Genomic DNA, 13,356 nt, shown 5'->3' with positions numbered 1-13,356 from the left:
AAGGGATTCATCATAACGCTTGCCGTCTGGGGGAAGGTTTTCCTAGTGTTTGCACTACGATTGAATCTGCTATGGCTCAGGTACTGATAGTTGACGACATAGAAGGCGTGCACGAAATGCTCGACCTCGTTTTTGAGGACACCGGTATCGACCTATTGCACGCTCTCTCGGGAGAAGAAGCTGTTAAAGTGTTCTGCAACAACACCATCGACCTGGTGCTGACGGATATTGAAATGCCCGGCATGTCCGGCTTGGAGCTTTTCTCCGAACTCAAGAGGATGGATGAGCGCGTCGTCGTCGTCATGATGACAGCCGCCGAATCCCGCGATTTTGTGCTCAAGGCTTTGCGCTTGGGTGCCTACGATTACATCGAAAAGCCCTACGACGAAGACGAGCTGATCGCTACCGTGCAGCGTGGGGTGCAAGAGCGCCAACAGCGCTTGCAAGTCGCCACCGCCGATGGTGCCAACCCGGAACTGGTCGACGAAATGCAGCGCCTCAAAGCCGAGCTGGACTCCTACGAGGACACCAAGGCGCAAAATGAGCAACTCGCTGCCGAGCTGGAGATGGTCCGCAACGAGCTGACCCAGCGTAAGCAGCAGGACAAGGAATTGAAAAACAAGCTCACCGAACTGGAGCTGAAAGAAGGCGCAATGAAGACGATGGAGAACGTCATGCGGGAACGCATGGACGCTCTCAAAAGCGCCGAGAAGGAGCAAGGCGGAGGCGGACTGTCCGCGGAAGCCCAGGCCGAGCTACAACGCCTCAAGGAAGAGCTGGAACTGAAGGAAAACGAACTCCAGACCATGGAGACCAACATTCAGGAGCGCGAGCTGTTCCTGCAGGAGAGCGAGGAAAGCCTTTTCGAGAAAGGTCAGCGCCTCCAGGAGATCGAGACCGAGCTGGAACAAATGCGCGAAGACCTCCAAAAGCAAGGCGGTGGCTCGGGTGGTGGCGGCGGAGAAGGCCTCTCCCCCGAAGAGCTCAGCGAGTTGGAAAACATGCGTGCCCAGATCAAGGAGAAGGAAGAAGAGCTGGTTGCGCGGGAAAAATCCCTCGCCAAGACCGAGAAGCTCATTAAAGCTCGCGAGCAATTTTTGGCCCAAAGCGAAACCATCCTTTTTGGCGACAAAGAGGATGAATAAGAAACGCCCCGGTCGAAGTCGCTGTTTGTAGCCCGTTTACTCCCCCCTACAAAACGGACCCACTACGCCATGCATATTCTGTTCGCATTCGACAAATTTAAAGACTCCATGAACGCCTTCGAGGCCTGCGCCATTGCGCAGGAGGCGCTGCTTAAGGCCCATCCCAGTTGGGAAGTCACTGTAGCCCCACTGGCTGACGGTGGCGAAGGCTTTTGCAAAATCCTTACCCGCGCGCTCTATGGTGAGATCGTTTCCAAGCCGATCATTGGCCCCCAGCTAGAACCCATGCGCGCCGAAATGGGCTACGTGGAGGCCACCAAGGTCCCGGCTGCAGTTAAGAAAATGCTCGGCCTGCCCTCTTTCGGCAAAATCGCCATTATCGAAATGGCCCAAGCCAGCGGCCTGGAAGCCATCCCCGAGGCCGCACGCGATCCGTGGATTGCCACGTCGTTTGGCACCGGCCAACTCATCGCCGAGGCCGCCGATGCCGGGGCCAGCGCAATCATCCTTGGCGTTGGCGGCAGCGCCACGATTGACCTCGGCATGGGTGCGCTGGAAGCCATTGGCCTGGAGCTGCTCGACGAGAAAATGGACATGATGGACCACGTCGTCCCGCGCGACTGGGGACAGGTCTCCCGTATTCGTGGAGAAATCTGGCCGCACATCCCTCCCATTTATATCGCCTGCGACGTGCAAAACCCGCTCCTCGGGCCCAATGGTGCCGTCACCGTTTATGGCCCGCAGAAAGGCCTGACACCGGGCGACATGACCAGCTTCGAAAAGGGCTTTGGCGAGATGGCTAAAAAACTCTGTTCGTTCTTCAACAAAGACCGCACCGAGATGATGCAGCCAGGAGCTGGCGCTGCTGGCGGCATTACCTTTGGGCTCAGCGTGGCCTGCGATGCCCAGCTTGTGCCCGGCTTTGACCTCGTGGAAGCCTGGCTCGATTTGAAGAAGAAAATTGCCGATGCCGACCTCATCGTCACCGGCGAGGGTCGCTTTGATTCCTCTTCGCTTCAGGGCAAAGGCCCCGGCTCGATTTTAAAAGAGGCCGCCCGCCAGGGAAAGCCCGCAAAAGTCATGGCCGGCATCATCGAGAGCGGCCTCCAGCTACCCGCCAAAGCCACGGGCAACGTCCTTGCCCCATCCAACTACACGCGCGAGCGCTCCATTGCCGACGGCAAAAAACTACTGGCCAAGAAAGTTTTTGAAGTTTTCTCCCAGTAAAGTTGCAAGGTTACGGCATCTGGGCCGACATCTACGCATATGACCATCAAATGCACTCCTTGCCTTGCCATTAAATTTGCTGCCATCGCAGCCGTTGGACTGACTTTCCTCAGCGGAAAAGTATTTGCCGACGACTGTTGCTCTGCGGAAAACAAAGTAACATCCGTGCCGAGCCTGCAAAAGGATCTCGACGCACGCGCAGACAACTTCGCCCAAACCGCACCTGAGCCGCTGAAGCAAACCTTCAAGAAAGGCATCGAGCACGTCTCGGCCTCTGGCGTCGTCGATACCGCCAAGCGCACGGGCGACACCGCCCCCGATTTCACGCTACCCAGTGCTGAGGGCAAGGACGTCACCCTGTCTAACTTGCTCCAGGAAGGCCCGGTCGTCGTCGTATGGTATCGCGGCGGATGGTGCCCCTACTGCAACCTGCAGCTCCGCGCCATGCAGGGCATTCTCCCGCAGCTCAAGGAAGCCGGTGCGCAGCTCGTCGCCATCAGCCCCGAGACGCCAGACAACTCACTTTCCACCGAAGAGAAGAACGAACTGCAGTTCATCGTACTCAGCGACCAGGGCAACCTCGTCGCCAAGGACTACGGCATTGTTTACACGCTCGATGACGACACACACCGCATCCTCGAAGACCGCCTGAAGCTGTCCGAGTACAACGGCAGCGACTCCAAGGAGCTGCCTCTCACGGTGGCCTATGTCATCAACACCGATGGCACGATCGCCTGGGATTTCGTGAGTCCGGACTACAAGGAACGCGCTGAACCAGCCGACATCCTCGAAGCCGTCCAGGCCCTGCCCGAGACGACTCCAGCGAGCTAAGACCCATACCACAGTTTTAAAAATAACTTCGACAGCCACTCATCCCTGCACAGGGTGAGTGGCTTGCTCGGTTTTACGGATCTGTTTTTTGCCATTCTGCCGGTGTTCTTCATGTTGGGCGCGGGGGGGATTGCGCGTCGGATCGATTGGATTACTAACGCGGGCGAGAAGACCTTGCTTAAGCTGGTCGTCAACATCCTCTACCCCTCGTTTCTTTTTTCCGTCGTTTCCAAAAACGAATCTCTGCGCACCGAGGGCCTGATCGTTAGCGCGGTTTTAACGGGCTTTGTGTTCGTCATGATCGGCTACGCGGTCTTCTACGGCATGGCCCCGCTCTTCGGCATGAAGCGCAACGACGAACGCCGCAGCTTCAGCTTTACGGGCGGTATTTATAACTACGGTTATTTTGCGATCCCGGTTTGCGAGCCACTCTTCGGCATGAATACCACCGGCGTGCTGCTCGTGGTTAGCGTGGGCGTAGAGCTGGCCATGTGGAGCGTGGGCGTGCTGATCATCAGCGGGGAATTTAACCGCAATAGTCTTAAGCGCATTATCTCACCGCCGCTTATGGCGATCATCCTCGCGATCCCGGTAAATCTGTTGGGGCTCACCGAAATGATCCCAGGATTCCTAACCGAAAGCCTCGAACTCTTTGGCCGCTGCGCCATCCCGATCGGCTTGATCATGATCGGTGCCACCATTGCCGACCTGATGTCGCGCGAACCGATTTTCACCCGCCCTTCGGTAGCCATCGGTGCCTGCATTACGCGGCTGGCGGTGATGCCGCTAATCCTGATGTCCGTGTATTTGCTCATTCCCGCACCGCAGCCGTTGCGTGAAGCCGCACTCGTCCATGCCACGATGCCATGTGGCGTATTCCCGGTTGTGTTGGCCAGCGTATATGGCGGACGCACCGATATAGCATTGCGAACAGTGGTGCCAACGTGCTTACTAAGCCTCGTCACCATCCCCCTTTGGATTCAAGTCGGCCTCATTTGGAACGGCTGGAATTAGCCTTAAAATGAGCGAGCGGGTCACAGTCATTTTAACCGTTTATAAACGGACCGAGTATTTGCCGGAAGCGTTGAACAGCGCGCTAGAGCAAACCTGGCCGGATTGCGAAATAATCGTCGTCGATGACTCCGGGTTTGCCGCCGCCCGGGATATCTGCGCGCCTCACATCCAAAGCGGCAAGATCACTTACATTGCCAACCGCGAAAACATCGGCATCGTCGGCAGCATCCTAAAAGCGGTCAGCCAAAGCTCCGGCCAATACGTGGCGATCCTGAATGATGACGATGCCTGGGAGCCGGGCTTTCTCGCGGGCGTGATTCCGCCAATGGTGGCGGATAAAAACTGTGTCCTGTGCTTTAGCGACCATTGGATCATGGACGAGCATAGCGTCGTTGATCCAGAGCAAACCGAGGCGAATACCCAGCAATACCATCGCCATAACAAACCGGAAGGCAAGGTCGCCGACGCCGCGACGTTTACGCTCGTCCACAATGGGGTTCCGCTGGCCATGGCCTCGGCCTTTCGCAAGGATGCCATCGATTGGAAGCGGCTGACGAATGATGTAGCCGGAGCCTATGATTTCTGGATCAGCTGTCTGCTGACCGCTACTGGCAAAGCAATCCACTACGTGCCCCAACGCCTCACGCGATACCGCGTGCATTCGCAAATGGAAACCGGCCGACGTAGCCCCGATAAAAACGACAACCTCGTCTATATATTTTCCCAGTTGCTTACATTGAACGCGTTCCCGGAGCACCAACGCTATCTGCGGGCACAGCTAGCCAGTGCACTGTTTTTAACGGGCAAAGACCGCCTCTACTTCGGGATGCGCCGCCCCGCAAGAGAGCGTTTTTTCGCCGCACTCGGTCAGCGATTTTCACTAAAGCCCATCGCAGGAGTTATTCTCACTGGCCTTCCACTTGGCCTACTGCGGGCATTGAAATTGGCTACCCCGGAAAACGGTCACGATAAGCCGAAGGCGACAGTTGATACGACGCCTTGAAGACCCGGCAAAAGTGCGCGCTGTCAGTAAACCCTAATCGATGCGCAATCTCGCTAACCGATTCCTGCCCGTGCACCAGGGCCGCCACCGCACGCTGCAAGCGACGCCTCTGGTAAAAGGCATTGGGCGACTCCCCCGTGAGCGCACGAATCCGCCGACAAAAATGATCGGCCGAGTAGTTCACACGCTCCGCCCAGTTCGCGACATTACCGGGAGCGCCGTCGTCCAGCGCGCGATCAACGCAGCTAATTAAATGCTGCACCAGCGCATGCTGGATAAACTCATGATCCACTTGAATGCCTTCCGGCAGCGAGTCCACAATCCAGGCAAAGGCCTTGATTAGCGAAGCCTTCATCAGCAAGGCATTGGGCGATTCCAAGCCTGACAGCCGGGCCAATAACTGCAGCTCGCCCGTGACCTGCTGACAACAGTCCGACGGCAAATTGACGTGGATCGGCAGTGCATAAGATCGGTCCGGGAAAAGGTGTTGGCCCAAAAACAGCAAACTCAGTTGCGGCGCTACATCGCGCAAGAGGAAATCCTGCAGCAGCCACTCCGAAAGGTAATACACATTGAAGAGAGACAAATTGCGCGGACTCGAAATTGCGTGCACTTGCCCCGGTGAAACGACCAATAAATCCCCCCTCCCCAACGGGCGCTCACCATCGCTGGTCATGTGCGTCGCGCGACCACTGCGAATCAACACCACTTCGTAAAACTCATGATCATGCGGTGCCACATCATGACGAATTCCCGAGATGCCCGCCACTTTGACTGGATGTCGTTTAGACAGCCGGACTTCCTCCTGAGTTACCGTATGCATCGCCTGCATCACATCGGAAATATACAATGAATATCCCCCAAACATTCAAGCGTGAATCTAAAGCGTTTGCTAATATACGGCATTATGAAAACTACTCTTCCACAGCCCAAGCCCATTGATGTAACCTCAGAACAAATTGCGTTCTATCGCGAAAACGGCTTCGTGAAAATTGAAGGCATCCTGACTACTGATGAAGTCGAGTTCTACCATGCCGAGACACTGCGTATCGCTGTAGAAAACTCACCCGAAAAATCCAAAGACGGGGCCTACCGAAACATCCTCAACCAGACCGTCAACGCCTGGCGTGAAAGCGAGATCATGAAGTCCCTCACGCTTCACCCAAACGTGACTGCTGCGGCTAAAGCTCTCGCCGGCGTCCCTCTCCGGCTCTGGCACGATCACGTGCTAGCCAAAGATCCACACAACGGAAAGATCTCAGCCTGGCACCAGGACCAGCCCTTCTGGCCACATGCCCAAAGCCCGAACCCTCTTTCGTGCTGGATGGCACTCATCGACGTGCCCGAACGCCGAGGCTGCATGTCCTTCATTCCGGGTGCTCATCGGCGGACGGACTTGGCCATGCAAAACCTAAACGACTCCCGCAAGCTGTTCTCTGTCGCACCGGATTTAGAATACGCCACCAAGATCACCGTGCCGCTTCGCGCCGGGGATTGCACATTCCACCATGGCCTGTGCCCTCATATGGCAAACGCCAACGACACCGACGAATACCGCATTGCTCATGTCGCAATTTTCATGGATCGCGATACGGTTTACGACACGACTTTAAAAGGAAAAGCCGGCCGCCATGTCTTGACGGACTCACTCAATTTATCCGTCGGCGACCGCCTCGACAACGCCGAGTTCTTCCCCGAAATCTAGTCCGATCTGCGCGGCAAAAACGCCAGGTAAATCGGCACACTCAGGAAAAGCAAAAACATCGCGTTGTGTACCAGCTCGTTCTCCGAACCCACCAACGCAAACATACAGTAAGCCATCGCCACAAAAGTCACGACCCAGGCCCCAACCCGACGCCATCCGTGAAATGCTCTTGCGCGACAGCTGATCAAGAACGCAACGGCGGAATATAAATACGGCAGCAGCGTTAAAATAATCGCCGTGTCGATGATCTTGTTAAACTGCTCGGTCAGTGAGGGCGAAGCGGTCAGCAAGACAATTGCCGTCATCAGGGCAGCCGATATCACGAAGTTCCACACGGGCACGCCATGTCGATTCGCGCGCCCGTATACACGCGGAAAAATGCCATCTTTCGCGGCGGACTCCGCCGATTGCGCGATGGTAAGCGTCCACCCCACCAGTGAGCCACTGGCCTTCAAAATCGCCGCAATGCCAATCACGGTCGCACCGATAACCCCAACACATTTCTGCACCGCGACGCTGAACGGCGCATCACTTTTGGCGAGCTCCTCGGCGGGGATGATTCCCATCAGCACCGTGCAGGTACTCACGTAAAGCACGGTCGCGATTAGCAAACCCAGCAGGGTTGCCAGCGGCACATTGCGCTTCGGATTCTCAATGACCCCCGAGGCCACCGAGGCGCTTTCGATCCCGATAAACGCCCAAAGAGCAAAAGTCGCACTCGTCGTCAGCGCCGCCATTGGAGCCTTATCATGGGGATTCCAGCCACTGAGAAATGTTTCTACATCAAACCAAAACCAGCCAAACAACGCCACGCAGGACAGCGGTATAATCGCCAGCGCCGTGCTCCACCCCGTAACAATCCCCACGAAGCGCGGGCCGATAATATTACAAACCGTCGCCACCCAAATAATCAGCACCGTGAAACCCGCGCCCACCCATTGGGATTTCAGCGCCGGGATGAACAAGGTGAAGTAGCTGGTCACCGTCGTCGCAACGGCGATGTTACCGACCAGATTCGCAGTCCAGTAAACGTAGTTGGTTTGAAAACCCAAATATGGCCCAAACGTCGAGCGCGCGTAGGCATACGGTCCGCCGGGCTGCGGATCAGTCGCTCCGAGATAGGCGAACATCAGCCCGATCGCCCCTGCTCCTAGCGCAGCCACAAGCCAGCCCCAGATCGAAATGCTACCAATGCCCGCCATCGTAACGGGCAATAGGAAGATGCCGGTGCCGACCATATTTACGGTCACCAGCATCGTGGCCATGAAGAGGCCGAGTTTTTTATTTCCGGAAACGTGCATGCAGAGGCGTCACCAAACTGTTCAGCAACGACAGCCTCCGCAAGCAGAATACGGACCAAAGTCTGAGCTTGGGTAGTATGTCAACGCGGATCGCCCGCTCAACGAATGGTGCGGCTTGCCCAAACGCAGTTAGCAGCTAAATACTCCAGCTAATCCGGCTCTCGATCGTATAGGAGCCTGGCACCAGCGTTACTTTCTCGCCGCTGAGCACATAGCTCTTGGCTGGGTGCGAAAAGTAATTTCGGTAACGCGGATCGGCGCTCACATCCACTTCCTCGACGGTCAAACCAGGCAGATTACTTTGCATCGCAGAGTTGATCTGGTATACTTTGGGATATCGCTGTGCCTTCGGGTGTGGTGCACCTTGCAGGATCTCCAAGCGAACGCTATCGAACTCAATCTCGCCACTAACTTCCAGGTGGTCGATTCGTTCAAAGAACCCGGTGCCAAAGTGGTACTCCACGCGAACAGATACTGGCCAACCCAAGGCCTCGCCATGCCTTCCACAGAGCTTCGCATATTTGACCGTGTAACGCCAGTTATCGCCTTCGGCCTGCAACTTCGTCGACTTCGGCCACCACGCGGGCCAGCCTTTTTCCTCACCAATTTGAAACTCCGGACAAAGCGCAGGCACAACGTCATTGCCCGTCACCCACTCGAACAGTCCTGGCAGGTAAGGCCGCGGCAAGCTATCGCCAGCCATAGTAGTGGGGCCGCCCATGATTGGCATTTGCCATTTCATGTGGTCATCACTCCAGACTAAATACGTAGTTCGACGCTCGACACTCGTGATAATTTCACGGCAGTCAGCTTTGCATGGCAAAGTTTCCAGCTCGTTTTGCGGCAACGCCTCATCAATGCGCGCATAGTTCTCAAGCTGGAGGAAGTAGCGCCACAGGTCCCACGTCATTGGCAGCGTGGTGCGATAGTTATAGCACTGGCGATTCTCATCGCGAAAGAGGAACCATTGCCCTCCCTCATCCCAGAAAACATCCTGCATGTATTGCGTTAGTTCGCGACATGCGCGGCGAGACCAGGCGGCATCCTCCGCTGAAAACCATCCCTTGCTCAACAGCTGTTCCAGATACGAGATACACTGCAATTGCCCGAGCACTCCACTACTCCGGCCAAAGAGCCAGCCTTCACCCTGCGGACCGATAAAGCTCTTGAGCAATTCAAAATAACGCATCGCGTGCACCTTGAACTGCGCCTCGACTTCACGGCGCACAACATGATCGACGGGTAAAAACTCGGACAATCGCAGCGCGAAGTTAATCGTCATAAGCCCGTAGTTATTGTAGTCACCACTGTTGGCCGAGTCGTCGAAGTAGCCCGAGACTTCATATTTCTTCACGAGCTTATCCAGATGCGGAAGCACCAGGGCCGGGTCGTCTCCCCACAAGACCGAACGACCCATGCGAAGGCTCGCATTGAAGACTTCCCAATTGTGCGGGAAGGCACGGGTCACGCGCAGCGTCTTCTCCACTTTAGCACGCTTTGCATCGCAAAGTTTCCCGAGGATGGGGTGCTCGGGCGAGTCGGGCCCGAGCATGGCCAAACCCATTGCGGCAAAACAACCCTTGAGCGTGTCCATCTCTTCCCAGCGGGAAATCAACGCATGCGCGATTTGCACATAGTCGCGCCCGAGCAAATCCCCGGGCTGCACTCCACGCACGCGATACATCTCGCCAATGCAGTAATAGATGTTGCCATCCGAGAGCTTGCCATGGCTTTCGTCGATTCGCTGATAACCAGCATCGTCGATCGATGCATTGCAGGTAGGGCCGAGCTTATCGGCAATTGCGGCGTAGATTTCCGATCGCTTCATGGGGGAGATGGGGTTCGGCGTCTATCGGTTGCGGATAATTTCCTGATAGGCGTAGTAGGATTCCTTTGGCGTGCGCTCGAGCGTATCAAAGTTGCAGAAGATCATGCCAAAGCGCATTTCATAACCCTTGGCCCACTCGAAGTTGTCCATCAACGTCCAGCCAAAATAACCGCGCACATCCACGCCGTCTTCCTCGCGTGCCTGCACGACGGCTTCCGTGTAGCCGCGGATAAAGTCCGCACGGAAGCCGTCACTGATCGCGGACTTCTCGTCGTTGTCGGCGACGCAGCAGCCGTTTTCGGTCACATAAATAGGCAGCTGGTTGTAGCGTTCGTATACCCAGTTGAGCATTTTACGAATGCCCCACGGCACGACGAACCAGCCATTGCTCGTTTGCAGCCAGTCGGGATCACGGCTCAGGAACACCTGCTGATCTTCATCAATGCCGCCATTGCCTTCGTCCCCACCGACGAGGTTTGCCGTCGGCTTTTCACGCGATGCAAAGTGTGTCGTGTAGTGGTTGAGTCCAAGGAAGTCACATGAGCCCTTGAGCATTTCTTTTTGCTCGGGGGTAAACTTCGGCAGACGGTCACCCAGACGCTCGACCATGATTGCCGGGTATTCGCCGAAGACGACGGGATCGGTCAGCCAGCCATAGAAAAACTCCAGCGCTTCTTGCGCGGCAGCCTTGTCTTCCGGCTTATCGGTCAGCGGCTCGCGGAAGTCGCAATTGTTCGCGATGCCGATCACACCCCAGTCACCCTGGCGGAACTTCTGCACCGTGAGGCCGTGCGCGAGGCAAAGGTTGTGCGCGGCGATGTAAGGCTCGGTGCGCGAAACGCGACCCGGCGCAAAACAACCAATGCCGTGGCCGAGAACGGCGGAGCACCAGTTTTCGTTGAAGGTCATCCAATGCTTCACGCGGTCGCCAAATGCCTTAAAGCAAACATCCGCATATTCGGCAAAATACTCGGCAGTCTCATAGCTCAGCCAACCATCGTTTTCAAACTGAAGCGTGGCGGGCAAGTCCCAGTGGTAAAGCGTGATGAACGGGGTGATCCCCTTGGCGAGCAAGCCGTCGATCAGCTTGTTATAAAACGCGATGCCCTCTTCGTTTACCGCGCCCTTGCCCTGCGGCAAGATGCGGGACCAGGCGATCGAAAAGCGATAACCCTTCACGCCAAGTTGCGCCATCAACTCGATGTCCTCCTCGTAGCGGTGGTAGTGGTCGCAAGCAACCGCGGAGGTGTCGCCATTGGCGATCTTGCCCGGAGTGTGCGAAAACACATCCCACGTGTTGAGGCCTTTGCCGCCTTCGAGCCAGGCACCTTCGATTTGATGGGCGGCAGTCGCGACGCCCCAGATGAAATTTTCGTTACTCATTGGATCAGGAATTTTAAAAATGGAGGGCGATGCTCCGTCATCGCCAGCATCCTGCTGGACCGATAGATTTGCACATTGTGCAAATACCACTCATACATGGCGGCGACGACGGAGCGTCGCCCTCCAGTGTCCAGGGATCGATTTGCGCTTACAGGTTCTTATCAGTTACAGCACCTTCGGAAGCGGTCGCGACGAGCTTGGCATACTTGGCCAAGACACCACGTGTTTCCCGGGGCGGAGCTGGTTTATAGGCCTTCATGCGAGCGTCGTATTCCGCATCGTCGATGAGGAGGTTCATCGTGTTCTTCACGGCGTCGATCTCGATGAGGTCGCCGTTCTTCACGATGCCGATCGGGCCGCCCTTTGCGGCTTCCGGCGTGATGTGACCCACGTCAAAGCCATGGCTGCCGCCGGAAAAACGTCCGTCGGTAATGAGCGCCACTTCCTTGATCAGGCCGCGGCCGGCCACCGCGGAAGTCGGGGAAAGCATTTCGCGCATGCCCGGGCCACCAACGGGGCCTTCGTTGCGTATCACGACCACATCGCCGCTGACGACGTCACCCTTCAAAATGCCGACTAATGCTTCTTCTTCACCTTCGTAAACCTTGGCCACGCCCTTGAAATACGTGCCTTCCTTACCGGTGATCTTACCCACTGCGCCGCCGGGGCACAGGTTGCCGCGCAGGATGCGCAAGTGCGTGGTGGACTTCATTGGCTGATCCCACGGGCGGATGATGTCCTGCTCGTCCGGGTAGCTGCCATAGGGCTTCACGTCCTTGAGACTTTCGGCAACGGTCTCACCAGTCACGGTCAGGCAATCACCATGCAGGAGGCCACGGTCGAGGAGCATCTTCATCATCGGGCGGATACCGCCGATGCGGATCAGGTGACTCATGCTGTAGCGACCGTAGGGCTTCATATCGGCCAACAGCGGAATGCGTTCGCCGATTTCCTTGAAGTCGTCGATGGTCAGCTCGACCTCTGCGCTGTGCGCGATGGCGAGCATGTGGAGGATTAAATTCGTGGAACCGCCGAGCGCGAGACAGGTGGTAATCGAGTTAATGAAAGCCTCGCGCGTCATGATATCGCGCGGCTTGATGCCCTTCTCCAACATGTTGCAAACGGCAGCACCGGCGTTCTCGCAGTCCTTGCGCTTGGCTTCACCGATGGCGACTTGCGCGCTGCTGCCGGGAAGGCTCATGCCGAGCGCTTCGATCGCGCTGGCCATGGTGTTGGCCGTATACATACCACCACAGGAGCCCGGGCCGGGGATGGCGTATTTTTCAACTTCCTTGAGTTGCTCGTCGGTCAGTTCACCCTTGGCGTGCTTGCCCACGGCTTCAAAAACGGAAACAACGTCCATCGGGTTGCACTCCTTCTCGTCGGAAGGCAGGAAGCCCGGCAAAATGGTACCGCCGTAAACAAAGACTGCCGGGCGGTTCAACCGCGCAATGGCGATCATGCAACCGGGCATATTTTTGTCGCAGCCACCGATGGCCACGAGGCCGTCAAAGCCCTCCGCCGCAACGGCGGTTTCGATGGAGTCCGCAATCACATCGCGCGAGACGAGGGAGTAGCGCATACCCTTCGTGCCCATGCTGATGCCGTCGGTGACGGTAATGGTGTTGAAGGAGACCGGCTTGCCGCCAGCCGCGTCAATTCCCTTACGGGCGTACTCAGACAGTTCGCCGAGGTGGACATTGCACGGAGTCATGTCACTGGGCGAGCTAGCCACCGCAACCTGCGGCTTCTTAAAGTCCTCGTCTTCGAAGCCGACAGCGCGCAGCATTGCGCGGGCCGCAGCGCGGTCCGTGCCATCAACAACGATCGAGGAGTGTTTGCGGGAGTTTTCTAAAGCCATAGCCCGACCAGCATGCGAAAACCCGCGCTGGCGAGGCGAGTCAAAATTTCAATGCGCT

11 protein-coding genes are annotated in these 13,356 nt (G+C 56.6%); 6 read left to right on the top strand and 5 right to left on the bottom strand.

Going from position 1 to position 13,356, the window contains the following annotated elements; all coding sequences use genetic code 11:
* The first annotated feature begins 71 nt into the window (after positions 1 to 71).
* From O3S85_RS01290 to O3S85_RS01270, 5 genes are all read left to right on the top strand, one after another.
* Positions 72 to 1,145 carry a response regulator gene (locus O3S85_RS01290; RefSeq protein ID WP_269537220.1) on the top strand — a complete coding sequence of 358 codons (1,074 nt, stop codon included), beginning with the start codon at positions 72 to 74 and terminating at the stop codon, positions 1,143 to 1,145.
* A gap of 69 nt (positions 1,146 to 1,214) precedes the next feature.
* Positions 1,215 to 2,372: a glycerate kinase gene (locus O3S85_RS01285; protein ID WP_269537219.1), complete on the top strand. Its 1,158-nt coding sequence runs from the start codon at positions 1,215 to 1,217 to the stop codon at positions 2,370 to 2,372.
* 39 nt (positions 2,373 to 2,411) lie between these two features.
* Positions 2,412 to 3,203 carry a peroxiredoxin-like family protein gene (locus O3S85_RS01280; RefSeq protein ID WP_269537218.1) on the top strand — a complete coding sequence of 264 codons (792 nt, stop codon included), beginning with the start codon at positions 2,412 to 2,414 and terminating at the stop codon, positions 3,201 to 3,203.
* A 54-nt stretch (positions 3,204 to 3,257) separates the two neighbouring features.
* Complete coding sequence (locus O3S85_RS01275; protein WP_269537217.1) at positions 3,258 to 4,217, top strand: AEC family transporter; 960 nt, start codon at positions 3,258 to 3,260, stop codon at positions 4,215 to 4,217.
* Between the two features lie 7 nt (positions 4,218 to 4,224).
* Positions 4,225 to 5,220 carry a glycosyltransferase family 2 protein gene (locus O3S85_RS01270; protein ID WP_269537216.1) on the top strand — a complete coding sequence of 332 codons (996 nt, stop codon included), beginning with the start codon at positions 4,225 to 4,227 and terminating at the stop codon, positions 5,218 to 5,220.
* Here O3S85_RS01270 and O3S85_RS01265 read toward each other — a convergent pair.
* Positions 5,165 to 6,070, bottom strand: a complete 906-nt coding sequence (locus O3S85_RS01265; RefSeq protein ID WP_269537214.1) for an AraC family transcriptional regulator — start codon at positions 6,068 to 6,070, stop codon at positions 5,165 to 5,167. The genes O3S85_RS01270 and O3S85_RS01265 overlap by 56 nt on opposite strands.
* Before the next feature lie 57 nt (positions 6,071 to 6,127).
* Here O3S85_RS01265 and O3S85_RS01260 point away from each other — a divergent pair, with 57 nt between their 5' ends.
* Complete coding sequence (locus O3S85_RS01260) at positions 6,128 to 6,925, top strand: phytanoyl-CoA dioxygenase family protein (RefSeq protein WP_269537213.1); 798 nt, start codon at positions 6,128 to 6,130, stop codon at positions 6,923 to 6,925.
* On the opposite strand, the gene O3S85_RS01255 is transcribed toward O3S85_RS01260, so the two are convergent.
* The 4 genes from O3S85_RS01255 to ilvD form a co-directional block, all read right to left on the bottom strand.
* Entirely contained in the window at positions 6,922 to 8,226 is a 1,305-nt protein-coding gene (locus O3S85_RS01255) for an amino acid permease (protein ID WP_269537212.1), read from the bottom strand. The genes O3S85_RS01260 and O3S85_RS01255 overlap by 4 nt on opposite strands.
* Positions 8,227 to 8,362: 136 nt before the next feature.
* Positions 8,363 to 10,054 carry a hypothetical protein gene (locus O3S85_RS01250; protein ID WP_269537211.1) on the bottom strand — a complete coding sequence of 564 codons (1,692 nt, stop codon included), beginning with the start codon at positions 10,052 to 10,054 and terminating at the stop codon, positions 8,363 to 8,365.
* A 21-nt stretch (positions 10,055 to 10,075) separates the two neighbouring features.
* A complete protein-coding gene (locus tag O3S85_RS01245; RefSeq protein WP_269537210.1) occupies positions 10,076 to 11,437 on the bottom strand; it encodes a GH1 family beta-glucosidase in 1,362 nt (453 codons plus the stop codon).
* A 148-nt stretch (positions 11,438 to 11,585) separates the two neighbouring features.
* Complete coding sequence (ilvD, locus tag O3S85_RS01240) at positions 11,586 to 13,298, bottom strand: dihydroxy-acid dehydratase (RefSeq protein ID WP_269537209.1); 1,713 nt, start codon at positions 13,296 to 13,298, stop codon at positions 11,586 to 11,588.
* Between the last annotated feature and the right edge of the window lie 58 nt (positions 13,299 to 13,356).

This window comes from Cerasicoccus sp. TK19100 (assembly GCF_027257155.1).
Classification (GTDB): Bacteria; Verrucomicrobiota; Verrucomicrobiia; order Opitutales; family Cerasicoccaceae; genus Cerasicoccus; species Cerasicoccus fimbriatus.
The sequence above is the reverse complement of the archived record's forward strand: the minus strand, read 5'-3'. Positions and strand labels throughout refer to the sequence as shown.